Source organism: Sphingomonas molluscorum, from assembly GCF_039522995.1.
GTDB lineage: Bacteria > Pseudomonadota > Alphaproteobacteria > Sphingomonadales > Sphingomonadaceae > Sphingomonas > Sphingomonas molluscorum.
The window spans coordinates 40,243-63,028 of sequence record NZ_BAAAEL010000008.1 but is presented as its reverse complement, the minus strand read 5'-3'; the positions used below and the strand labels follow the sequence as shown (position 1 = coordinate 63,028).

Genomic DNA, 22,786 nt, shown 5'->3' with positions numbered 1-22,786 from the left:
CGTCAGTTGGCCGCGCCGCCCTGGCCGGCCAACGTGGTGCGGACGCGGGCGACGGCGGCGTCGTTCTTGGTCACGCCCACGTTGCGGCGAACCGCCTCGGCGAACTGCTCGGCATATTCCTGCCCGACGACCTGACCCAGGCCGCCGCGCGCGGAGGCGATGGCGCGCTTGTCGCCGCTCGCGTCACCGGGCGTGATGCTGTCCAGATACACCACGAACCAGCCGCCGTTGCCCGGTGCCGCGATCAGCCGCGCCTTCTTCGGCGCCATCGCGAACATCAGCTCGACGGGCGGGGGCACGTTGCCCTGCTGCGCGGCAAGCTGCGCACGGGTGGCGGTCAGCGGCGTCGGCGCCGGCACCTTCAGGCCGGATGCGGCCACCGCCTGGGCGAGCCGCGTGCCGCCGTTCACCTTGGCGAGGATCGCCGCTGCGGCCTTGCGCGCTTCCTGCTGCGCGCGCTCGGCGACGAACGCCTTTTGCACCACATCGCGGACCTGCGCGAGCGGGCGGGGAGCCGCCGGGAGCACCCGGTCGAGGCCGACCACCGCGAAGCTGCCGTCCTGCTCGATCTGCACGATCTGCGGCGCGTCGCCCTGCTCGGCGGCGAAGCCGGCCTCGATCACGCGGGCAAGCGCCGGGTCGGCCGGAACGTTCGGCTGGTCTGGATTGGTGCCGCCGCTGGTGACGGGCGCGGTGCTCTGTGCCGAGAGCTTGGCCTCGCTCACCACTTCCGCAAAGGTGGCGCCGTCGTTGATCGCGCCGTCGATCTTCTCCTGCACCGCGTTGATCGCGCCTGCCGCCTTGCTGCGGCTCAGCTCCGCGACCAATTCGGGACGGGCCTGCTCCAGCGTCTTGCCGGCCACCTTGCTCACCTTCTCGACGCGCAGCACGTGCCAGCCGAGCGGCGAGCGGACCGGCCCCACGACGGCGCCTTCGCCTGCCGCAAAGGCGGCGGCGGCGATCGCCTGCGAGGTCTGTGCGCCCAGTGCCGCCTTGTCGAGATCGCTGAAGCTTGCCGCCTCAAGCCCGGCCGCGCGGGCGGCGGCATCGATCGCGGTGCCGCCCTTTACCTTGGCGGCCAGCTGGTTCGCCGTATTCTGGTCGGCCAGCACCACCTGGCGGACGGTGCGGCGCTCGGTTGCGGCAAAGCGGCTGGCGGCCGCGCGATAGGCCTGCGCGATCTCCGCCTCGGTCGGCGTCGCCTGCGCCGCAACGCTGTCGGCACGCACCAGGGCATAGCGGATCACGCGCCGCTCCGGCACCGTGTAGCGCGCGCGGTTCTTGGCGTAGAAGGCGGTCAGTTCCGCATCCGTCGGCGGGTTGCCCTGCGACACCGCGGCAGAGGGGATCAGCACGATCTGCCCCGCGCGCTTCTCTAGCATCAGCGAGGCATAGGGCAGCGCGATCTGCTCCGGAAGCTGGGTGGCGCCCACGGTCGGGCTCACCAGCCACTGGGCGAGCATGTCGCGGCCGATCGCCTCGCGCAGACCCGCCGGGGTCATGCCGCGCTGCGCGATCGCGCGCTCGAAGGTCGCCTGGTCGAACTTGCCGTCAAAGCCCTGGAACGCGGGGATGCTCGCGATCTGCCCGTCGACCAGCTTGTTGTTCACCGCCATGCCGACCTTGTTCGCGAACTTCTCCAGCGCGATCGAGGTGACGAGCCGCTGAAGGATGTTCTCCACGCCGCCCGCTGCGATCAACTGCTGCATGTCGACGTTCGGGTCGCGCTGGCGGGCGCCTTCCAGCTCCTGCTGCACCTGCTTGGTCAGCTCGGCGTCGTGCACCTTGTGGCCGCCGACCTTTGCGACCACATCGCTGGATGCGCCACCCGGGCGCAGGCCGCTGATGTCGCCCGCGGCGAACGCCAGGGCGATCACGACCAGGAACGCGAGTGCGATTCCCTTGCCGAGGGTCGAGTTGAGAAACCGCCTGACGAATGCGAGCATCGAAGAGCTACCGATCCTGCCGGAAGAAAAGAACGGGTCGCTTTAGGGCGCAGGCTGCGCGGCTTCAAGCTTGTGCGGGCAGCAGGGCTTGGTATCGCCGGCAACAGACACAAAGGAGATGGGCGTGACGCGACGCAAGCTGGTGACCGGCAACTGGAAAATGCACGGGCTGCGTGCCCAGTTGAAGGAAATCGCAGCGATCGAGGCCGCCGCGGCCGCTCACCCCCATGTCGACGTGGCGCTGTGCGTCCCCACGACGCTGATCGCCGCCGCCGTCGATCACGCGCAAACGGTGCGGATCGGAGCGCAGGACGTCCATGAGAACGAGCACGGGCCCCACACCGGCTGCGTGTCGGCGGCGATGCTGGTCGAGGTGGGTGCCCAGACTGTGATCGTCGGCCATTCGGAACGCCGCGCCGACCAGAACGAGACCAGCCACGACGCATGGGCAAAGGCCGCAGCCGCCCGCAAGCAGGGCATGCACGTGATCCTGTGCGTGGGGGAAACCGAAGCGGAGCGCAACGCCGGCCGCGCCGAACGCGTCGTCCAGGCGCAGATCGAGAAGTCGGTGCCCGAGGATGCCGATGGCGACTGGTTCACGCTCTCATACGAACCCCGCTGGGCGATCGGTACCGGTCGTACGCCTACGACCGAGGAGATCGCCTCGATCCACGCGATCGCGCGCGCCAAGCTGCGCATGATGGTGGGCGACGCGGCCGATCGTATCCGCATCCTCTACGGCGGCTCGGTCACCGGGGAGAACGCGGCCAAGATCCTGGCGGTGGAGAATGTCGACGGCGCGCTCGTCGGCGGCGCCAGCCTGACTGCCGAAAAGTTCGTGCCGATCATCCAGGCGGCCGCGGCGATCTGAGCGCGCGCGGCGCCGGCGGTCTGCGCGGGCTCGGGCGGGGATCGAAGCGCGCCGACACGAACCCGCCACCCGTACCCCGGCGAAGGCCGGGGTCCGGTCGGAACGACGGTCGAAAAATCGCGCACCGGCGCGGCCCTCTCGCACCCTGCCGGATACTGTTCCAGGAGGGGGGCGCCATCTCCTACTTCCGTATCCCCGCGAAGGCGGGGATCCAGGGCCAAGCAGAGCAACGACTGACGATTTCCGAAACCCTGAACTCCCACCTTCGCGGGCGCACGGCGGGATTTGCAGCGAGTGTTCGTCCTACGCTCAAACAGCGCTAGCCAAACGGCAGAGGGTGCCGATCCGCTTCGGCCGGCTGCGCCTGCTCCCAGACTTACGCCGCAGCCCCGCGCCGGCGACGCAGCAGCAGGGCCGCCATTGCCAGCCCGGCAAGCATCAGCGCCCAGGTGCCGGGCTCCGGCACCGGCTTCGGGCCGCCGGGATCGGTCGGGGTCGTCGGCGTATAGCCGCCGGTATAGGTACCCAGGTGGAACTCGCCGTTCTGCACCAGGCTGCCGAACACGGCCGATCCCTGGATATAGTTGCCGGTGTTCGCAGCGGCGCCCGGCGCCAGCACCGATCCGCCCCAGGCGGTGGTCAGCGACAGGTTCTTCGCGTCGGCGAAGTTCCAGATGACATGCTCGCCGAGACCCTGGGTGCCGCCGAGAAAATTGTCGTTCAGCACAATGTTCGCGCCGCTGACGTTGACGATCGCGGTGTCGGCGCCGTTGAGGTCGAACTGGATTTCGCCGATGCGGTTGAGGTCGTCAGCCGTCAGGTTGAACACCGCGACGCCCTTTGCGTCGGGCTTCGCGTTGAAGGTCGCGCGATTGTTGGCGAAGGTGACGGTGCTGTTCGCCTCCAGCTTCGTCATGCCCTGCGACAGGTCGGTCATGCCGCTCGCGAGCAGGCTTTTCTGCTGCTGCAGCCCTTCGAGGAAGCCGGCGTTGGAGGCCAGTCCCGAGTTCACCGTGTTCTGGTTCACGTTGGTGTTGGCGATGCTGCCGCCGACCTGCACCGTCTGGGCTGCACCGTTCAGGTTGAAGCCGCTGCTGACGTTGCCGCCCACCACGGCGCCCGACCCGTTGTTGAGGTTCTTCGTGCCCCCGGTCACGTCGCCGACGACGATCAGGCCGGGCGTGTCATAGGAGGATGGCGGCGGCGTCTTGATCTGGTAGTTCGACGAATTGCCGTCGAGGTTGCCGCCGACGAAGGTCCGCCCCTCCACCTCGGAACTGGAGGTCAGGTCCCCCAGCACGATCAGGTTCCATTCCTTCAGCGCGTCGACGCCGACCACCGGCGAGGCGACCGCCGGAAGGGCGAGGGCGGTAGCCGAGAGGGCGGCTGCAAGGAGGCGGGTTCTCATATCTCCTGCGTACCCGCTTCGCGCGTGCCCTACACGTGAAGAATTGGTTAACCCTGTCCCAAAATGTGCCGGTTCAGCGACCGTCGTAGCGGCGGCGCAGCAATGCCCAGGCTGCGCGCAGGCCATAGGCGTCGCCGCCCTTGGGTCGGCCCGGCTTGGGGGACGGCCGCCACGCGAAGGTATCGAGATGCGCCCAGGCGATCTCCCCAGGCACGAACCGCCGGAGGAACAGCGCCGCGGTGATCGCCCCGGCGAAGCCGCCCTCGGGTGCATTGACCATGTCGGCGACGCTCGACTTCAGCATGTCGTCGTACGCGTCCCACAGCGGCAGCCGCCACAGCGGATCCCCTTCGGCCGTACCGCAGGCGAGCAGGTCGGCCGCCAGTGCCTCGTCATTGGCGAAGGTCGCGGGCAGGTCCGGGCCCAGCGCGACGCGCGCGGCACCGGTAAGCGTCGCGAAGTCGATCATCAGCTCCGGCTGCGATTCGGCAGCGCGGGTGAGCGCATCGCCCAGGATCAGCCGCCCTTCCGCGTCCGTGTTGGTATTCTCGACCGTGATGCCCTTGCGGGTGCGGAGCACGTCGCCGGGCCTGAAGGCGTCCCCGGCGATCGCATTCTCCACCGCCGGCACCAGCAGGTGCAACCGGACCGGCAGCCGCGATTCGATCACCAGCGTGGCAAGCGCCAGCGCATGGGCGGCACCGCCCATGTCCTTCTTCATCAGCGCCATGCCGCTGCCGGGCTTGATGTTCAGCCCGCCCGAGTCGAAGCACACGCCCTTGCCGACGATCGCGACGCGCGGATGCGCCGGGTTGCCCCATTCGACCTCGATCAGCCGCGGCTCGCGACCCTTGGCGGCGGCCTTTCCTACAGCATGGATCATCGGGTAGCCCCGCTCCAGCTCGGCACCCTTGGTCACCGTCAGCGTGGCGCCGTGCGCGCTGGCGAGGCTTGCCGCCTGCGCCTCCAGCTCGGCGGGGCCGAGGTCGTTGGCGCCGGTGTCGACCAGGTCGCGGACCAGCAGCGTGGCCGCCGCCTGTCGCACCACATCGTCGACCCGCGCCGGGTCGCCGGTAAGCAGGATACGAGGGCCTTCGCCACCCTCGTCCTTGCGGTAGCGGGTGAAGCGGTGCTGCGCGACGATCCAGCCGAACGCCGCCGCGCCGGTTTCGCCGCTGTGGAGGCGGTAGCTGCCGGCGGGCAGCACCTCGGCCAGCTTGGCCAGGCACCAGGAGGAGAGTTCGCTTGTGTTCGCCACGACAGCGACCACCGACCAGTCCTCGGCTCCTTCGCCGGGAAGAATGGCGTGGGCAAAGCCCGTCGGCTTCAGCCGCTGCGCGACGATCGCGGCGCGGTGGCGGGGCGGCTGAAGCCCGAGCCACGCGTCGAACCCCTGGGGGTCCACCAGGTGGATGGTGCGGGCAGGTTGGCCGCGATCGGCCTGAAGCAGCGAGGAAAGCTCGGACATGGAGGTGATCTAGGCTTTGGACCGGCCGAGTGAAAGACCTTGCTCCGTTCCGGATACGCTACCCGGTCGCCCGTCTGTTCACGCTTTGGGCACGCGGATAGGCAGGCGGCAGTGCCGGCGGGGGGGCTGGAGGGGCGAGGGGAGGCTGGTCTGTTCGAAGATGCGCGAATGCTCGGCAATGCGCCGCTGGAGGCCGATCTCTGCATCATCGGAGCGGGCGCCGCTGGCCTAACCTTAGCCTCACCTTTCGCCGGTACGGGGGTGCGCGTGCTGCTGCTGGAGAGCGGCGGCGAGGGGATCGAGCGGGAGGTGGAGCAGCTCAACGGCAATGCAACGGTCAGCGGGCTCCCCTATCCGCTGCAGGCGTCCCGCCTCCGCTACATCGGCGGGACGACCAACCACTGGTCGGGCCATTGCTACCGCTTCCTCGACCGGGACTTCGCGGCGCGGCCGGGCGTCCCGAACACCGGCTGGCCCATCGCCCTTGCTGACATCGCCGATTATCTGCCGGAGGCGTCGAAGCGGGTGCTGTTCCGGGAGGACACCGTCGATTGGTCGCCGGAAGCCTGGCGTCGGCGCCTGGCGACGCAGGGTTGGCCGCTCGACCCGCAGCTGTTCGAAACCCGGCTGACGTTCGTCGCGCCCCTCAATCCCCAGACCGGCAACCGCACTTTTGCCCGCTATGCGCCTTCCGTCGCCAAGGCGCCGAACATCCGCTTCCTCCACCACGCCAACGTTACCGAGCTGGTCGGCTCGGCGGATGGCACCAGGATCGAGGAGGCGACGGTTCGCACGCTCCCCGGCAGCGAGGCGAAGGTGCGCGCCCGCGTGTTCGTTCTGGCCGCGGGCGGGGTGGAGAATGCCCGAGTGCTGCTCGCCTCGCGTCGGCCGTTCGCGGCCGGCCTCGGCAACGCTCACGACCAGGTCGGGCGCTACTTCACGGACCATGTCGTGATCTACCAGGACTTCGCCCGCAACTCGGCCGTGCCGATGGACCGGCTGATGGCGTTCCAGGACTATCCGGGCGATACCCACACCGTCAGCCACTTCCTGCTCACCGACGCAGCGCTGAGGCGGGAGCGGATCGACGACGTCTTTCTGCGGGTGACGCCCGTCTACGAGCAGCCCACCGCCGGCGGTGCCGCTGCCAAGCGGCTCCAGGACGGCATCGCCGCCGGAGACGCCGGCAGCATCCGCGGCGAAGACCTTTCCACCGCGCTCGCCCATCCGCTCGACACCGCGGGCTGGGCGGTCGATCGCGGTTATTGCCGGGCGGAGCCCACCCGCTACCGCGTTGCCGCTCGGCTGGAGCCGCGGCCGATCCCCGAGAGCCGCGTGACCCTCACCGATGCGGTGGACGCGCTGGGCATGCCGATCCTCAATCTCCACTGGGCGCTGGCGGACGAGGGCAAGCGCTCGCTCCACCGCAGCCTGATGCTCTTCGGCGAGGAGACCGGCCGGCGCGGGCTCGGCCGGTTGCGCCTGCGCTACGATCCCGAAGCGCCATGGCCGGACTTTCCCGAACTCGACATCGGTTATCATCACACCGGCACGACCCGCATGAGCGACGATCCGCGCCACGGCGTGGTCGATCGCGACTGCCGCGTGCACGGCGTCGGCAACCTCTATGTCGCGGGAAGCTCGGTGTTCCCGACCGCGGGCAGCGGATCGCCCACGATGATGCTGACCGCCCTCGCGCTGCGGCTTTCCGATCATCTCAGACAGGAGCATTTTGCATGAAGCTCTCGCGCCGCGGCTTCGCCGCCGGGGCCGGTGCGCTGCTGGCCGGCGGCGCAGGCCTAGCTTTGCCACCGGTTCGCCGCACCTTGTGCGGCTCGCCGGAGCAGCGCTACCGCCAAGACGCAATGGCGAGACTCGGCCGCGCCTGCGTGCGCTGTGACCCTGCGCTCTCCCGCGATGCCGTGCGTGCCGACTGGCGGGCACTCGGCACGCCGGACGGCGAGCGCCTGGCAGGCTTGGTGGCGGCAGACTTCGCGGAGGGCCGGACCCGGCAGGTGGACGGCTGGCTGCTCGCCTCGACAGAGGTGCTGGCCTTCGCCGCCACCTATCACGGGATCGCCGCATGAAGGCGCTGGGCGGGACCGGCTTGCTGCTGCTGGCGGCTCTCTCCGGGTGCCGGGGCGAGAAGCCGCGCGCCGCACTTCCGCAACCCGCCGCATTCGCTGCCTGCCAGACCTGCCATCGCACCACGCCGGGCGCCGTTGCGCTCGGTCCAACCCTCGCGGGTCTCGCCGACCGGCGCGCGGGGAGCCTGCCCGGCTATGGCTATTCCCCCGCGATGCAGAAGCTGGAGGGCAACTGGGACGAGCCGCGGCTCACCGCGTTCCTGCTCAACCCGAACGGCGTCGTGCCCGGTACCCGCATGGCCTTTGCGGGGCTCGAGAACCGGAAGCAGGCGGCCGAGGTCGCCCGCTATGTGCTCAGTCTTCCGGGAGAGTGAAGCTTCGATCAGCCACTGCCCCGTATCCCGCGAGGCCGCGGATCAGGGGGCAACAGCGGTTCGCGCGCGGTACTCTGGGCTCCCGCGCGGGAGCACAAGCAGGAGGAGGGACCCTCTCACTGTCCCTTCAAAGGAAGGTAGGGCCCATGGATCAGGAGAGCGATCCGCGTACTTTGTCAGGAAGGTCGAAGATGGCCCTGACACCGGTAGGGCGAACTCGGCGTACCTATCGAATGCCCGCAACGGCGCCGACTTTCGCCGGACGCCGTGGTACTCAGAAGCCAGCCTGCTCTCGGCTCCCTACCGGCAAACCAGCCGCGGATCAGCGGTTGACCGGCACCCCGTAGAGGTCGTGCTCGTCGGCATCCTCCACCAGCACGGGGACGATGTCGCCCTGTGCGAGATGGCCGGAGTCGCGCAGGAACACCTCGCCGTCGATGCCGGGCGCGTCTGCCTGCGAGCGGCCGGTGGCGCCGCCCTCTTCATCGACGTCGTCGATGATGACGGGGATGGTGCGGCCGACCTTGGCTTGGAGCTTGGCCGCCGAGATCGCGGCGGTCTTTTCCATCAGGCGGGTATAGCGCTCTTCCTTCACTTCCTCCGGCACCGGGTCCGGAAGCGTGTTGGCAGCGGCGCCCTCGACCGGCTCGAAGCGGAACGCACCGACGCGGTCGAGCTGGGCCTCGTCCAGCCAGTCGAGGAGGTACTGGAAGTCCTCCTCGGTCTCGCCGGGGAAGCCGACCACGAAGGACGAGCGGATCGCGATGTCCGGGCAGATCGCACGCCAGCCGCGCAGCCGCTCGAGCACCTTGGCGTCGTTGGCCGGGCGCTTCATCGAACGCAGCACCTTGGGGCTGGCGTGCTGGAACGGGATGTCGAGGTAGGGGACGATCAGCCCCTGCGCCATCAGCGGGATGACGTGGTCGACGTGCGGGTAGGGATAGACATAGTGCAGCCGCACCCAGACCGGCTGGTCGGGCGTGCCGAGCTTGCCGAGCTCGCGAGCAAGGTCGGTCATGTGCGGGCGGACTTCGGCGCCCTTCCACATGCGCGGCTGGTCGCGGATGTCGATACCGTAAGCGGAGGTGTCCTGGCTGATCACCAGCAACTCGCGCGTGCCGGCCGCCACCAGCTTCTCCGCCTCGCGCAGGATCGCGTCAGGACGCCGCGAGGCCAGATCGCCGCGGATCGCCGGGATGATGCAGAAGGAGCAGCGGTGGTTGCAGCCTTCGGAAATCTTCAGATAGCTGTAGTGGCGCGGCGTAAGCTTCAGCCCGGCTTCGGGCACCAGATCGACGAAGGGGGAGGGGATCGGCGGCGCCGCCTCATGCACGGCCTCGACCACCGACTCATACTGGTGCGCGCCGGTGATCGCGAGGACGTTGGGGAAGCGGGCGCGGATCGCCGCGGCCTCGTCACCCATGCAGCCGGTGACGATGACGCGGCCGTTCTCCGCGATGGCTTCGCCGATCGCCTCCAGGCTCTCTTCCTTGGCGGAATCGAGGAAGCCGCAGGTGTTGACGAGCACGACGTCTGCGCCGGCATAGTCCGGCGACAGCCCGTAGCCGTCGCTACGCAGCTTGGTGAGGATCCGTTCGCTGTCGACGAGGTTCTTCGGACAGCCGAGCGAGACCATCCCCACTTTGGGGGCTTCAGGAAGTCTGGTTGCCATGATCGCCGCGCGACATAGTGATTTCGTGCGAAAAAGATAGGGGCAGGAGGGGTTTGCCGGCGCTCAACCCGTCGGCGCGCGAAACACGAACCACGCGCCCAGCGCGATCAGCGCGAAGCCGATCAGGTGGTTCACGGTGATCTTCTGCTCCAGGTAGAGCACGGAAAAGGCGCAGAAGATCGCCAGTGTGATCACCTCCTGCATCGCCTTGAGCTGCGCGGCCGAATAGACCTGCGCGCCGATGCGATTGGCGGGCACGGCCAGGCAATATTCGAAGAACGCGATGCCCCAGCTGCCGAGGATGATTAGCAGCATCGGCGCGCTGCGGACCTTCAGATGCCCGTACCAAGCGAAGGTCATGAACAGGTTGGAGCAGACCAGCAGCAGGATCGGCAGCAGGCGGGTCGCGCCCTCCGGCATCAGGGCAGCGTCGGCCCAGAGGCCGTTTTCCGGTTCGGGACGATTTCCACGATCAGGTCTCCCGCCTGGAGCGATGCCGCCTCGGATTCGGCGAAGCTGAAGAAGCGGTCGCCGCGATAGACGCGTACGCCAAGGCCGGGTGTGATCGCCGAGAGCGGCTTTCCGATCTCCTCCGGCCGGACGGGGCGCTCCGACAAGGCGACCGGGCCGCCGATCGAGGCGAGATCGTTGATGTAGTCCGCCATATGCGGTCCGCGGCAGGACCCCGCCAGCAGCAACCCGGCAAAGCTGATCGGGTTGATCACGGTCGTGGCGCCCGCTGCCCGCGCCGGCAGTTCGTTGTCCTCTGCCTTGACGATGATGCTGATCGGCACCGTCGGCGCCAGATGGCGCGCGGTGAGCGTGATCAGGATGGAGGTATCGTCCCGCCCGGCCGCAACTATGATCGTCCGGGCATTGGCGACGCGCACGTCCTGCAAGACCGTGTCGCGCGTTGCATCCGCCTGGAGAACGGTGCAGCCAAATGCCTCGGCCGCGGCAAGGTTGTCCTGATCGCGGTCCACGACGACGATCCGCTGCGGGATCTCGCCCCGCGCGATCAGTTCGGCGACCGCCTCGGAACCGGTCTTGCCGAAGCCCGCGACGATCACATGGTCTTCCAGATTCTTTTGGATGCGCGCCATCAGCCATCGGTCCCAAGTACGTCGAAGCACGAATTGATAGGTGGTGCCGATGAACAGCAGCACCACGAACACCCGGATCGGAGTGACGATCAACGCGTCGAACAGGCGGGCGCGCTCGGACACCGGCGCGATATCCCCATATCCCGTCGTCGTGATCGAGATCATCGTGAAGTAGATGACGTCGAGGAAGCTGACCTCGCCGTCGTAATTGTCCCGCAGCCCGGTGCGGTCGAACCAGTGAACGCTGATGGCGAGCGCGAGCAGCGAGAGAACCGCCACCACCCGCCAGGCGATCTGGGCCCAGACCGGCGTCTGGGACGCTCGCCTGAGCGTTCGGTGGGAGGGTTCGCGCCGGCTCACCGCGCGGGCAGCTTCGACAGCGGGTCGACGGGCGCGCGGCCCTGGCGGATCTCGAAGTGCAATTGCGGCCGGGCGGCATAGCCGGTCTCGCCCGAAACCGCGATCTGCTGGCCGCGTTTGACCGACTGCCCACGCTGCACGAGCAACTCCTTCGCATGCCCATAGACGCTGGTGTAGCGGTCACCGTGCCGGAGGATGACGACGCCGCCAAGACCCGGAACGCCGCTGCCGGCATAGGCGACGACGCCGTCCGCCGCCGCGAGCACCGGCGTGCCGAGCGGCACCGCGATCTTGATGCCGTCGTTGCGTTCACCGCTTTCGCCCGCGCCGAACCGCTTCACGACGGTGCCGCTGGCGGGCCACTGGAACTGGCCCGCCAGGCGCGCGGGCGGGGCCACCGCTGCACTGGGGGGCAGCACGCGCGCGGGCGAAGCGGTGGCTCGGGCGGGCTTGTCCTCCGGCTCGATCGCCGGTTCGCCGCCGGTCAGAATGTCGTCGATGTCGAGGCGGAAGGCAGCGGCCCGTTCGGCGACGCTCATGCCGGCAGTCGCCGCGGCGCCGGGGATCAGGATCCGCTGTCCGGTGCGGAGGATATAGGGGTCCTCCAGGCCGTTGGCGGAGACGATCTTCGACCAGGGCACGCCATAGGCGCGGGCAATGGCGATGCCGGTCTGCCCCTCTCGCACCAGATGGTAGCGGCCGCCCGGAATGGTGAGCTTCTGCCCCGGATAGATGGTGAAGGGCGGGGCGAGACCGTTGGCGCGCGCGATCGCTTCCGATCCCGCGCCCGTCTTGTTCGCGATCGCGCGCAGCGTTTCTCCGCGGGTCACGGTGTGGACGTCCTGGGCGACGGTCCGGGCGTCCGCCACGACGCGGTTGACCTCCCACGCGGGCGGCGCGGTCGGCGGCGCAGTGACGCCTTCCGCCTGCGGCTGCGCGCTGCCCGTCCGGTCGTCCGGCGGCCCCGCCACCGTCCTGGACGGGATCTGCTGCGGCCGGCCGCCGGGAATGCAGGCACTCAGCAGCCCCAGTGCCAGCAAGGGCAGGGCGCGGCAGCAAGCGCGTTGGCCGATCATGCGTTCCCCCTCGATCCCTTGCCTGGCCGCCAAACCGGTTTTCAGCGCGTCGGCGCGAGCGTCTCCAGTCCGCCCAGATAGGGCTGCAGCACGTCCGGCACGCCGACGCTGCCGTCGCCGCGCTGGTAATTCTCCAGCACTGCCACGAGCGTGCGCCCCACGGCCAGGCCGGAGCCGTTGAGCGTGTGGACGAAGCGCGTCGCCTTTTCACCCTCGGGCCGGAAGCGCGCGTTCATCCGGCGCGCCTGGAAATCGGTGCAGGTGGAGCAGCTCGAGATTTCCCGATAGCGATCCTGGCCGGGCAGCCACACCTCCAGATCATAGGTGCGCGCGGCCGAGAAGCCCATGTCGCCGGTGCACAGCTTCATGCGCCGGAACGGCAGGCCCAGGCGGGTGAGGATGTCTTCTGCCGCAGCGGTCATGCGCTCATGCTCCGCCTCCGACTGCTCGGGCGTCGTGATGGAGACCATCTCCGCCTTTTCGAACTGGTGCTGGCGGATGAAGCCGCGCGTGTCGCGACCCGCCGCACCCGCTTCGGAGCGAAAGCAGGCCGTAAGCGCAGTGAAGCGCAGCGGCAGCTCCGTCTCGCTCAGGATCTTGCCGGCGACGATGTTGGTGAGGCTCACCTCGGCGGTCGGGATCAGCCAGCGCCCGTCGGTGGTGCGGAACAAGTCCTCGGCGAACTTGGGCAGCTGCCCGGTTCCGAACAACGCCTCGTCCCGAACCAACAGCGGCGGCACGACCTGTTCGAAGCCGTGCGCATCGGAAAGCGTGTCGAGCATGAACTGGCCGAGCGCACGGTGCAGCCGTGCGGCGCCGCCGCGAATCAGCGTGAAGCGGGCCCCGGACAGCGCCGCGCCGGTTTCGAAGTCGAGGCCGATTGCGGGGCCAATCGCGTCGTGCTCCCGGACGGTGAAGTCGAAGCTCGGGCGCTGACCGCGCTCGTGCACCAGGGCGTTGTCGTCTTCGTCGGCACCTTCCGGTACGTCGGCCAGGGGAAGGTTGGGGATGGACGCCAGCCGGGCGGTGAGGTCCTCGCCGACCGTGCGCTCCTCCGCCTCCAGGGCGGGCAGCCTTTCCTTGAGAAGCGCCACCTCCGCCATCAGGGCAGCGGCGGTCTCCTCGTCGCGCTTTGCCTTCGCAGCGCCGATCGCCTTGGACGCTTCGTTGCGGCGGGCCTGTCCTTGCTGCAGCTCGGTCACCAGCGCGCGACGGCGCTCATCCAGGGCAACGAGCTCGGCAGATACGGCTGGCAGGCTACGGCGGGCGAGCGCTGCGTCAAAAGCTGCGGGATCGTCGCGGATCAAACGAATGTCGTGCATGGCCGCGGCTATGGCCGGGCGTTCCGCGCCGTGCAAGCCGCAAGACAAACCGCGGAAACCTGTACGGCGAACGATGCGTTGGGCTGGCAACTGGAACGAGAGGAGACCCTTCCATGCAGATCCCCCACGACGCCTTCGTGCTTGTCGCCGACGGCCGCAAGATGCTGTTCCTGCGCAACGAGGGTGACGCGGTGCAGCCGAACCTGCAGGTCGAGGCCAAGGAAATCCATCCCAACCCCAAGGACAGCGACCAGAAGCGGGATGCGTCCGGAACCGCGTCTTCCACCCAGTCCGGCCCCGGCGCCCCTTCGGTGGCCCGCAACGGCTCGATGCATGCCCAGGGTGGCGGTGCCCAATTTGCACCTTCGCGCGGGACCTTCGAGGAAACCGACTTCCACCAGCTGGAGGAGGATCGATTTGCCGCAGAGACCGCAGAGATGCTGCGCAAGCGCGCGCTCAGCAACGAGTTCGACAAGCTGATCATCGTCGCGCCGCCCAAGACGCTCGGCGAACTGCGCAAGCATTACCACAAGGAAGTCAGCACCCGCCTGATCGGGGAACTGGACAAGGACCTGACCGGGCATCCGGTGGATCAGATCGAGCGCCTCCTGCTCGACGCCTGACGCGCACGAGCGCCGAAAGAGGAAGGGCCGCGCGAGGCGATCGCGCGGCCTTTTCTATGCGGAGGTTTCCGCCTGCGACTTGCGGGCGAAGCGGCGGCGGGCGACCAGCGCCGCGGCGGCACCGCCGAACAGCAGCAGCATCGGCGGTGCGGGCACCGGCGCGGGCGGTCCCGGAGGTCCTGGCGGACCGGGCGGGTGGCCATGCGAGCTGCCGGAACTGGTCGATGTCGAACTCGACGTCGAGGAGGAGCTCGAGGTCGAGGACGAGGTGGACGTCGAGGATCCGCCGCTGCTGGTGGAGGTCGACGATCCGCCGGTGGAGGTCGATGTCGAGGACCCGCCCGTCGAGGTCGAGGAGCCTCCGGTCGACGTCGAGGTGGATGAGCCACCGGTGGAGGTCGAGGAGCCCCCCGTAGACGTGGACGAGCCGCCAGTCGAAGTGGAGGATCCCCCTGTCGAGGTTGAGGATCCTCCACTCGACGTCGAGCCCCCGCTCGAACTGGAACTCGTGGTCGAGGAGATGACGATGCCGCTTGATCCGCCGGTGCCGCCGACGAAGCCACCGCCGCCGAAGAAGCCGCCGCCGCCGTAGAAGCCACCGCCGCCCGTGCCGCCGACGACCACAGGACCGCTGCTCCCGCCGCTCGGCGCGATCGGCACCTCGCCGCTCGAACCCACATAGACGGGGGGCGGGACCGACGGCTCCGGCGCCCCGGCGACCGTCACCACGGGCGGCGGACAGGCGGCGGTCGCCACTTCCGGGTTGCGAAGCAGTCGCTTGGTGGGGGGGGGAGTCTCCTGACGCGCGACTCGCTTCTTCGGGACGATGCGTTTGGTGATGCCGTAGCTGGTCGGATTCTCGGCCACGTGTACGGCGCCGCCTCCGACCAATGCGCCCCCACAGGCGCATGCACAGAGTTTCGCCAAGGCCATACGAACCGACATAGTGCCACTCTTCATCTTTGGCAGGAGTCGCAGCCGTCGGATGACGGCCGCGCTACGCTCGCACGCACCGGGTCCGGCGCACCGTGCGGAGCGAGAGACCATTAACGCATCTATAACCATATAGTGGCGTGCGTTTACAGCCTTCTCGGCGCCGTCCGGGCGCCTGTGTCGTTATGGTACGGGCGCGGAAGTGTTCAGGCGGCCGAACATCTGCACCCTTCCAAGTTTTGATTGGCGGAATCCAGAATTTCCCCGAAGTCGATCGGGATAAAAGCTAGTGTTCCTGCGGTTTTGTGGCGCTTGTGATGGCTTGTGCTTGTCAGTATAGGCGCGCCAGGCACAGGCGGTTCCCCCGCCAGTACGTTCGGGCGGGAGACCGGGGTGGAGAGTGGGGATGGCAAGTGTATTTGATTTGACCGGGCAATCTGACACACCGCCCGTTGCGGCCAACGACCAGGTCGCCGATGGCTATCGTCCAAGTTCGGACGAGCCGTTCATGAATCTGCGGCAGCAGGCATATTTTCGACAGAAGCTGCTCGCGTGGAAGGAAGCGATCCACCGCGAGGCACAGGGCACGCTTTCGCAGTTGCAGGTGGACTCGCTTCGCGAAGCGGACCTGACGGACCGTGCATCGAGCGAAACCGACTGGTCGATCGAACTGCGCACCCGCGATCGCCAGCGCAAGCTGATCGCAAAGATCGACGCGGCCCTTCGCCGCATCGAAGATGGCGAATATGGCTATTGCGAAGTGACGGGAGAGCCGATCTCGTTGGGCCGGCTGGAGGCGCGGCCGATCGCCACCATGACTGTCGAGGCGCAGGAGCGGCACGAGCGGCAGGAGAAGATCTCTCGCGAGGAGTAGCCCTCACACCGCCGCACCGTTAACTTTTGGGTAAGGAGTTGCTGGTTGAGGTCTGCCGAAGCACGCGTTCGGAGTAGATAGGATCAGCGAGGATATTTCCCCCGACGGCCAGCACAAGCGCGCCCAGGATCGCGACAGCCTCCTGCTCACTGCCACGCTGCGGCGGGTGGGGCGCGGCGATCCGGTGCCGGTGCGGATCAGAAACCTCTCGGCAGGCGGACTGATGGCGGAGCACGGGCCGGTGCTGCCCGTAGGAGCCGAAGTGGAGATCGACCTGCGGGGCGTGGGCTTAGTGCGCGGGACGGTGGCCTGGTCCACCGAAGGGCGCATTGGTGTCGCCTTTGTCGAGGAGATCGACCCGAAGGCTGCACGCAAGCCCGTCACCGTTCGCAAGCCAGAAGCACAACCGCTCAAGCGGCCGCTTTGACCCTGCAGCTTTGGTGAGGTCGCCCGCGTTCCGTGCGCGCCTCGTGGGCGCAGGAGGATGCGGGGGAGCGTGAGGCGCGGATCTTTCGACCCGCGCCCGCAGGCATCACTGCGCCGTCATCTCTTGCTTGATCTGCAACTTGCGCTTCTTGAGCGTGGCGAGCGTCTCCTGATCCGGGGACGGGCGTCGCGACTCGGCCAGGATCTGGCTGTCGAGCAGTGCGTGCTTCGCCTCAAGCGCGGCGAGATGGCCAGTCTGCATGGATGCAATCCTCTGCTGTTGGGGTTGGGGGAGGAGCATTAGAACACGCGATTCTCCGCTTGTCTCCGCACTCGCCGTGCGCTTTCGACGCGCCGTGCGGAAAGTGCAGACGGAGCGTTGCACCCTTCTTCGACACAGGCAATGGTTAGCGGATGCACGAGCCCGAGATCACGACCCAGCTGGAGCACCTGCGCGTGGAGCATCGCGACCTGGATGATGCGATCGCTGCGTTGGTGGTGCAGGCAAATCCCAACCAGTTGCAGATCGCCCGGCTCAAGCGGCGCAAGCTGCGCCTGCGCGACGAGATCGCGGCCCTGGAAGACCAGCTGATCCCCGACATCATCGCCTGACGCGGGCGCGTTCCAGAACGGGACCGCATCCTTGTTCTTGATCATATCGCACTGCAACCAGCTGTGGCATCTCCACGGGCCATGGATCGCTTCGCTCCGCCTCCTGCGCTGCATCACCGGCTGATCGGGCCGCTCCACGTCGAGGCGATGCTGCTCGCCGACGAAGCGCGGGCCTATTTCGACCTGGCCGGCAAGCGCGACCGCGGGCGATTGGATCCGATCGCTCGGGTCGCCTTCTCCTGCGAATCGCTGAAGCTGACGACGCGGCTGATGCACGTGACCTCCTGGCTGCTGACCCAGCGGGCTCGGGAGACCGGAGAAGTGGAGGCACGACCCGTTCTGACGAGCAGCCGCGCGCTCGGGATCGCGCCGGAGACTGCCGAGGATGTGCTCGCGCTGCTTCCGGAGCCGGCCCGTGTGCTGATCGAGGCCAGCATCGACCTTTACCGGCGGGTAGAGCGGCTGGATGCCGCTCAAGGAGCGGATGCTGCCAGCCCGGCGCGCGTCATGCTCGCCAGGCTCTCCGCCAGCTTCTGATCGAGGCCCCGGGGCTACAGCAGCCCGGCAACTTGCCCCAGCAGCACGCAATTCAGCGTGATGACTGCGGCACAAATTGTCCACGCCGCAATCTTCATGACCGGGCCGTTGACGAAGCTGCCCATGCGCCGCCGGTCGCTCGTGATCTGCACCAGCGGATAGACGGCGAACGGAAGCTGAAGGCTGAGCACCACCTGGCTCGCCAGCAGCAGCTGTGCCGTGCCGCTCGCGCCAAACCAGGTCGCAACCACGGCCGCCGGCACGATCGCGATCAGCCGGGTGATCATGCGCCGCATCCACACCGGCATTCGCAGGTCCAGGAAGCCTTCCATGACGATCTGGCCGGCGAGCGTGCCCGTCAGCGTGGAGTTCTGCCCGGACGCGAGCAGGGCGATGCCGAACAGGATGCTTGCCACGCTCGCGCCCAGCATGGGTGTCAACAGGGCGTACGCGTCCTGAATCTCGGCAACATCGGTTCGCCCGGCGGTATGGAACGTCGCGGCGGCGAGCACCAGGATCGAGCCATTGATGAAAAGCGCCAGCATGAGCGCGACAGAACTGTCGATGGTGGCGAGCTTCACCGCCTCCTTACGCCCTTCCAGCGAGCGATCGAAGCGCCGGGTCTGCACGATCGAGGAGTGCAGGTAGAGATTGTGCGGCATCACCGTCGCGCCGAGGATGCCGATGGCGACATAGAGCATGGCCGGGTTCGTGACGATCTCCGGCTTGGGGATCAGCCCGGCAGCGATGCCGGCAAGGCTCGGCTGCGCCAGGAACAGCTCGACCGCAAAGCACCCGGCGATGATGATCAGCAACGCGACGATGAACGCCTCGAGCTTGCGGAAGCCATATTGCTGAAGAAGCAGGATCAGCATGACGTCGACCGCCGTCAGGCAGACGCCGAGCGCAAGCGGAATGCCGAACAGGAGCTGGAGCGCGATCGCGGTGCCGATCACCTCGGCGAGATCGCAGGCGATGATCGCCAGTTCGCAGAGCACCCAGAGCATCCAGCGGACGGGCGTGGAATATTGTTCGCGGCATGCCTGCGCCAGGTCGAGCTCGGTCACGATGCCGAGCTTTGCCGACAGCGCCTGCAGCACCATCGCCATGATGTTGGAGATCAGGATGACCGACAGCAGCGTATAGCCAAAGGCCGATCCGCCTGCGAGGTCGGTCGCCCAATTGCCCGGGTCCATATAGCCGACGGCAACGAGGTAGCCTGGGCCCGCGAAGGCGCCCAGTTTCCGCCAGAAGCTGCCGGCGCCTGCAGGCACGCTGATGCTGCGATTGGCGCCGGGGAGGCTGGGTGCCCGGGGTGCGGCGGCACCCCCGGCGAGCGGTGAAGAACTCGCCGGGGGTGGGGTCATTCTGCCATTCTTCCTCGGTATTCGCTGTTTCGCGCGAGCCTCAGAGCGCCGCGCTCGACTTGAGCAGGCCGTTCACACCCTTCGGGAAAAAGCCGCCGCTGGTTGCGACCTTGTTGCCGAGATAGACGATGTTGAGAACCTGCGTTGGGGTACGCGCGAACGCGATCCCCGTTCCGTCCGAAGGCACGATGTTCGACGCATTGTTCACCAGCCGAACGCCTTGATCCGTGTCGCTGCCGGCGCCGTCGAGCGCGTCGCGCGCATTGGAGATCTTGTCGGTGGCGTCCAGCAGCGACGCCATGTTGACGCCCTTGCGGTAGAGAACGGTACGGACGAGCCCCGCGTGATAGGCTTCCGACGCCTGGATGCCGGCCGTCGCGTCGATGTAGCTGGTGGTGCTCAGATACTGGATGGCGCCGCGATAGGCGGTGACGCCCACGTCCTCGAACAGGAATGACGCGAGCAGGAAGTTTTCGTCGTTCGCGTAGGGATCGAACGTCTGCCCCTGCTGGATCAGGCCTGCGGCGACCGCTGCGCTTGCAAAGGCGCTGGTGGCGGACGTGCCGAGGTCGATTGCCGGCTGCGCGATCACCGGAGTGCCGATCGTGCGGCGGAGGAAGGCGACGTGCGCCTGCTCGTCCGCTGCGATCTCGCGCGCATAGCGCGCCACCAGCGGATCGGTGAAGTTCACCTGGCGTCCACCCGTCGCCTCGCCCGCCGTACCGGCGCCCGAGAGAAGGTTCGACGGCAGGCCCGCACCGGTCGCGGCGAAGGCATAGAACTGCGCCTCGAGATATTCGAGGTTCAGCGCGAAGTTGAGCACGTCCGCTTCGGTTGCCGTCGGCGTCGGCGTCGGCGTTGCGGTTGCCGATCCGGTCGGCGTGGGCGTCGGGGTGGCCGCAGTGGTCACCGTACCCGCGTCGTCGTCATCGTTGCCGCCGCACGCCGACAGCACCGCGGCACCGGCCGCGGCGATGCCGAAGCCGCCTGCATAGCGGAAGAATTCACGGCGCTCGGCGCGACGCTTGTCGCTGGCTTCGAGCACCTGCTGGAGGGGTTCCTGCTGATCCATGGTAAGCTTCCTGCCTGTCGGTGCGTCAGTTGGCGTCGCTGGTCTTGACGGCGCCGTTCACCCCGTTGGGGAAGAAGCCGCCCTTGTCTGCTGCCGCCGCGCTCAAGAAGAGGACGTTCAGCGTCTGCTTGAACGAACGACCCAGCACCAGGCCGTCGTCGTTGGTCGGCACGATGTTGCTCGCGTCGCCACGGTTGCTGATCCCCTGGTCCAGGTCGCTGCTGCCGTCATAGCCGTCGCGCGCGTTCGACAGACCGTCGGCGCGCGTGATCAACTCGGGATTGGTCGCGCCCTTGGTATAGAGCGTCGTGCGAACCATGGCGGCGTGATACGCCTCGGTCGACATGATGCCGCTCGCCACCTGCAGCAGGGTGCTGCTCTTGATGAGAGTTGCCGCACCGCGATAGGCGCTGACCCCCAGATCCTCGAACAGGAAGGCCGCGAGAAGAAAGTTCTCGTCGCTGGCATAAGGATTGAAGGTCTCGCCGGTGCCGATGATGCCGGCCGCACGGGCAACCACCGAGAAGGCACTGGTGGCGCTGACGCTCAGGTCGATGGCAGGTTGGGCAACCGCGGAGGTGCCCAGGGCGCTGCGCATGAACTCGACATGGGCGAGCTGGTCCTGCGCGATCTCCCGCGCCATCTGGCCGACGACCTCATCGCTGAAGGTGACTTTCGCGCCACCCGTCACGCTGCCCTGCGTACCCGTACCGGTAAGAAGGGTGCTGGCGATCCCGCTGCCGGTGGTCGCCAGGGCGTAGAATTGCGCCTGGAGATACTCGATCTGGAGCAGGAAGTTCAGGATGTCGGCATCGCTGATCCCGCTCGTCGCAGAGGTCGTGGGGGTGGGCGTCGGGGTCGGCGTTGGGCTCGACGAGCCGCCGTCGTCATCGTCGTCGCCGCCACAGGCGCTGACCAGCGCCGCACCTGCCGCCGCGACGGTGAAGCCGCCCGCATAGCGCAGGAAATCACGCCGGTCGGCGCGGCGCCGCTCCTGCGTGTCCAGAACCTCGTCCAGCCCCGTGTCGTCGCTCATCAACGCCTCCCAATGAACACGTCGGTCCGCCGTTCTGCGGTGTTGCCGCGCTCAGCTCCCGACGGCACGCTCCGCCCATGCCGATCCGGCAAGGATGGTCCGTGTCCGAACCGCTGCTGTTACCGGCGATTGCGTCGATTACCAACTGTCTTTCGGCAGCATGCCAAACGCGAGCCACTACAGGCTGAAGGCTGACCAGCGATGTGGTGATTGGCAGGGGGCAGGCGGGATAGCTCCCGCTATCCAACACGCACACCTATCCTGCCGTCAGAATGTCATGTTTCTGAGGGAGGAAGGTGGTGGACGCACTTGGGCTCGAACCAAGGACCCGCTGATTAAGAGTCAGCTGCTCTACCAACTGAGCTATGCGTCCGTCGCCTTTGGCGAGGGCGGTGGGCTAGGCCCGCCGCGTTGGAGGCGGCCAACTAGCAACGTCCCCCAAGCCTGCCAACCCCAAAAATGCAGTGCAGCGAAGTTTTTTCACCAGCGCTGCTGATCGCGGTTGCTCCGGTCGATCGACATCAGAATGCCGAGCGACAGCAGCACCGTCATCTGGGCCGATCCGCCATAGCTGACGAGCGGCAGGGGAATGCCCACCACGGGGGCCAAGCCCATCACCATCATGAGGTTGATCGCCACATAGAAGAAGATGGTGGTCGCAAGCCCGGCCGCGGCGAGGCGGGCGAAGCGGGTGTTCGAGCGCACGCCCACGTTCACTCCCCAGCGAATGACCAGCAAGAATGCCAGGATCAGCAGCACGCCGCCGATCAGGCCCCATTCCTCGGCCATCGTGGCGAAGACGAAGTCGGTGTGACCTTCGGGGAGGTAGTCGAGGTGGCTTTGGGTGCCTTGAAGGAAACCCTTGCCGAAGATGCCGCCGGAGCCGATCGCGATCTTGGACTGGCTGATGTGGTAGCCGGCCCCCAGCGGGTCGCTTTCCGGATCCAGGAAGATCAACACCCGGTTGCGTTGGTAGTCGTGCAGGAGGAAGTTGAACGCCACGGGCACGATCACGACGAACGCCAACGCGCCGCCGATGAACAGCCGCAGCGGTAACCCTGCGAGGAACATGACGGTCAGGCCGCCCGCGGTGATCATCAGCGCGGTTCCGAGGTCGGGCTGCAGCATCACCAGCGCGGCGGGCACGCCGATCAGCGCGAGCGCAGGCCAGATCGCGCCGAAGCGCCGGATCTCGGAAGGCGGCAGAAGGTCGTAGAAGCGCGCCAGGGCCAGGACGATGACAGGCTTCATGAGTTCGGAGGGCTGGAGCCGGATTATGCCGATGTCGAGCCATCGCTGACTCCCGCCGCGCACCGCCCCCAGCAGTTCCACCAGCAGGAGCAGGACGACGATCACCGCATAGGCGGGAAGCGCGCCTTGCTGCCACACCGAGAGGCGGACGCGCGAGATCACTACCGCTGCGGCGACGAAGACCAGGAAGCGGATGCCCTGGCGGAGCGCCCACGGATTGATGCTGCCGCCGGCGGCGGAGAACAGCACCACCAGCCCGAATCCGCCGATCGCCAGCACCAGCACGAGCATCCGCCACGGCAGCTGGGCGAGCGCCGACGGAACGAGGCCGAGGCCGGTGCCGGAGTTCTTGATGCGCTTCATTCGGG

At 67.8% G+C, this 22,786-nt stretch carries 23 protein-coding genes and 1 tRNA gene; 10 read left to right on the top strand and 14 right to left on the bottom strand.

All coding sequences use genetic code 11. The features are described from left to right. Window positions 1-2: 2 nt before the first annotated feature. Window positions 3-1,946: a peptidylprolyl isomerase gene (locus ABDZ92_RS09620; RefSeq protein ID WP_125960519.1), complete on the bottom strand. Its 1,944-nt coding sequence runs from the start codon at window positions 1,944-1,946 to the stop codon at window positions 3-5. 124 nt (window positions 1,947-2,070) lie between these two features. Here ABDZ92_RS09620 and tpiA point away from each other — a divergent pair, with 124 nt between their 5' ends. Then, window positions 2,071-2,817, top strand: a complete 747-nt coding sequence (gene tpiA / locus ABDZ92_RS09615) for a triose-phosphate isomerase (protein WP_125960518.1) — start codon at window positions 2,071-2,073, stop codon at window positions 2,815-2,817. Window positions 2,818-3,193: 376 nt separating this feature from the next. Here the strand turns inward: tpiA and ABDZ92_RS09610 are convergent, their stop codons facing one another. Continuing rightward, complete coding sequence (locus tag ABDZ92_RS09610; protein ID WP_125960517.1) at window positions 3,194-4,225, bottom strand: choice-of-anchor A family protein; 1,032 nt, start codon at window positions 4,223-4,225, stop codon at window positions 3,194-3,196. Window positions 4,226-4,298: 73 nt separating this feature from the next. Continuing rightward, window positions 4,299-5,693 carry a leucyl aminopeptidase family protein gene (locus ABDZ92_RS09605; protein ID WP_125960516.1) on the bottom strand — a complete coding sequence of 465 codons (1,395 nt, stop codon included), beginning with the start codon at window positions 5,691-5,693 and terminating at the stop codon, window positions 4,299-4,301. Window positions 5,694-5,861: 168 nt separating this feature from the next. On the opposite strand from ABDZ92_RS09605, the gene ABDZ92_RS09600 reads away from it, so the two are divergent. The 3 genes from ABDZ92_RS09600 to ABDZ92_RS09590 are packed head-to-tail and all read left to right on the top strand — an operon-like array spanning window position 5,862 to window position 8,154. Continuing rightward, window positions 5,862-7,433, top strand: coding sequence for a GMC oxidoreductase (locus ABDZ92_RS09600; protein ID WP_125960515.1), 1,572 nt, complete (start codon window positions 5,862-5,864; stop codon window positions 7,431-7,433). After that, a complete protein-coding gene (locus ABDZ92_RS09595; protein WP_125960514.1) occupies window positions 7,430-7,780 on the top strand; it encodes a hypothetical protein in 351 nt (116 codons plus the stop codon). The genes ABDZ92_RS09600 and ABDZ92_RS09595 overlap by 4 nt, the downstream gene beginning before the upstream one ends. Continuing rightward, window positions 7,777-8,154 carry a c-type cytochrome gene (locus ABDZ92_RS09590; RefSeq protein WP_125960513.1) on the top strand — a complete coding sequence of 126 codons (378 nt, stop codon included), beginning with the start codon at window positions 7,777-7,779 and terminating at the stop codon, window positions 8,152-8,154. The genes ABDZ92_RS09595 and ABDZ92_RS09590 overlap by 4 nt, the downstream gene beginning before the upstream one ends. 322 nt (window positions 8,155-8,476) lie before the next feature. On the opposite strand, the gene rimO is transcribed toward ABDZ92_RS09590, so the two are convergent. From rimO to serS, 5 genes are all read right to left on the bottom strand, one after another. After that, a complete protein-coding gene (rimO, locus tag ABDZ92_RS09585) occupies window positions 8,477-9,826 on the bottom strand; it encodes a 30S ribosomal protein S12 methylthiotransferase RimO (protein ID WP_125960512.1) in 1,350 nt (449 codons plus the stop codon). A gap of 63 nt (window positions 9,827-9,889) precedes the next feature. Next, window positions 9,890-10,246 carry a DMT family protein gene (locus ABDZ92_RS09580; RefSeq protein WP_125960511.1) on the bottom strand — a complete coding sequence of 119 codons (357 nt, stop codon included), beginning with the start codon at window positions 10,244-10,246 and terminating at the stop codon, window positions 9,890-9,892. Next, a complete protein-coding gene (locus ABDZ92_RS09575) occupies window positions 10,246-11,289 on the bottom strand; it encodes a potassium channel family protein (RefSeq protein WP_125960510.1) in 1,044 nt (347 codons plus the stop codon). The genes ABDZ92_RS09580 and ABDZ92_RS09575 overlap by 1 nt, the downstream gene beginning before the upstream one ends. Continuing rightward, window positions 11,286-12,365, bottom strand: a complete 1,080-nt coding sequence (locus ABDZ92_RS09570) for a LysM peptidoglycan-binding domain-containing M23 family metallopeptidase (RefSeq protein WP_125960509.1) — start codon at window positions 12,363-12,365, stop codon at window positions 11,286-11,288. The genes ABDZ92_RS09575 and ABDZ92_RS09570 overlap by 4 nt, the downstream gene beginning before the upstream one ends. A gap of 41 nt (window positions 12,366-12,406) precedes the next feature. Further along, the gene (gene serS / locus ABDZ92_RS09565) at window positions 12,407-13,687 is read right to left on the bottom strand and encodes a serine--tRNA ligase (protein ID WP_125960508.1); all 1,281 of its coding nucleotides are present in this window, start codon (window positions 13,685-13,687) and stop codon (window positions 12,407-12,409) included. Window positions 13,688-13,800: 113 nt separating this feature from the next. On the opposite strand from serS, the gene ABDZ92_RS09560 reads away from it, so the two are divergent. From ABDZ92_RS09560 to ABDZ92_RS09545, 4 genes are all read left to right on the top strand, one after another. Further along, window positions 13,801-14,310, top strand: coding sequence for a host attachment family protein (locus ABDZ92_RS09560; protein WP_125960507.1), 510 nt, complete (start codon window positions 13,801-13,803; stop codon window positions 14,308-14,310). Window positions 14,311-14,389: 79 nt separating this feature from the next. Beyond that, a complete protein-coding gene (locus ABDZ92_RS09555; protein ID WP_206432182.1) occupies window positions 14,390-14,902 on the top strand; it encodes a hypothetical protein in 513 nt (170 codons plus the stop codon). Between the two features lie 747 nt (window positions 14,903-15,649). After that, a complete protein-coding gene (gene dksA, locus ABDZ92_RS09550) occupies window positions 15,650-16,117 on the top strand; it encodes an RNA polymerase-binding protein DksA (protein WP_125960506.1) in 468 nt (155 codons plus the stop codon). Between the two features lie 52 nt (window positions 16,118-16,169). Continuing rightward, on the top strand, window positions 16,170-16,544 hold the full coding sequence (locus ABDZ92_RS09545; RefSeq protein WP_274611244.1) for a PilZ domain-containing protein: 375 nt from the start codon (window positions 16,170-16,172) through the stop codon (window positions 16,542-16,544). A gap of 105 nt (window positions 16,545-16,649) precedes the next feature. Here ABDZ92_RS09545 and ABDZ92_RS09540 read toward each other — a convergent pair whose 3' ends face one another. Next, window positions 16,650-16,805 carry a YdcH family protein gene (locus ABDZ92_RS09540; protein WP_125960504.1) on the bottom strand — a complete coding sequence of 52 codons (156 nt, stop codon included), beginning with the start codon at window positions 16,803-16,805 and terminating at the stop codon, window positions 16,650-16,652. 152 nt (window positions 16,806-16,957) lie between these two features. Between ABDZ92_RS09540 and ABDZ92_RS09535 the strand changes: the two genes are divergently transcribed. Next, on the top strand, window positions 16,958-17,155 hold the full coding sequence (locus ABDZ92_RS09535) for a YdcH family protein (protein ID WP_125960503.1): 198 nt from the start codon (window positions 16,958-16,960) through the stop codon (window positions 17,153-17,155). 81 nt (window positions 17,156-17,236) lie between these two features. Then, window positions 17,237-17,692 carry a DUF1465 family protein gene (locus tag ABDZ92_RS09530; RefSeq protein WP_125960502.1) on the top strand — a complete coding sequence of 152 codons (456 nt, stop codon included), beginning with the start codon at window positions 17,237-17,239 and terminating at the stop codon, window positions 17,690-17,692. 14 nt (window positions 17,693-17,706) lie between these two features. Here ABDZ92_RS09530 and ABDZ92_RS09525 read toward each other — a convergent pair whose 3' ends face one another. The 5 genes from ABDZ92_RS09525 to rodA all read right to left on the bottom strand — a co-directional run bounded on the left by ABDZ92_RS09525 (window position 17,707) and on the right by rodA (window position 22,781). Then, window positions 17,707-19,059 (bottom strand): Nramp family divalent metal transporter, encoded by a 1,353-nt coding sequence (locus ABDZ92_RS09525; RefSeq protein ID WP_125960501.1) that lies wholly within the window; start codon window positions 19,057-19,059, stop codon window positions 17,707-17,709. 40 nt (window positions 19,060-19,099) lie between these two features. Continuing rightward, window positions 19,100-20,131 carry a ferritin-like domain-containing protein gene (locus ABDZ92_RS09520; RefSeq protein WP_343762583.1) on the bottom strand — a complete coding sequence of 344 codons (1,032 nt, stop codon included), beginning with the start codon at window positions 20,129-20,131 and terminating at the stop codon, window positions 19,100-19,102. 25 nt (window positions 20,132-20,156) lie between these two features. Next, window positions 20,157-21,167 carry a ferritin-like domain-containing protein gene (locus ABDZ92_RS09515; RefSeq protein WP_125960499.1) on the bottom strand — a complete coding sequence of 337 codons (1,011 nt, stop codon included), beginning with the start codon at window positions 21,165-21,167 and terminating at the stop codon, window positions 20,157-20,159. 297 nt (window positions 21,168-21,464) lie between these two features. Then, window positions 21,465-21,540 (bottom strand) — tRNA-Lys (locus ABDZ92_RS09510). A gap of 107 nt (window positions 21,541-21,647) precedes the next feature. After that, entirely contained in the window at window positions 21,648-22,781 is a 1,134-nt protein-coding gene (gene rodA / locus ABDZ92_RS09505; protein ID WP_125960498.1) for a rod shape-determining protein RodA, read from the bottom strand. Window positions 22,782-22,786: the final 5 nt, after the last annotated feature.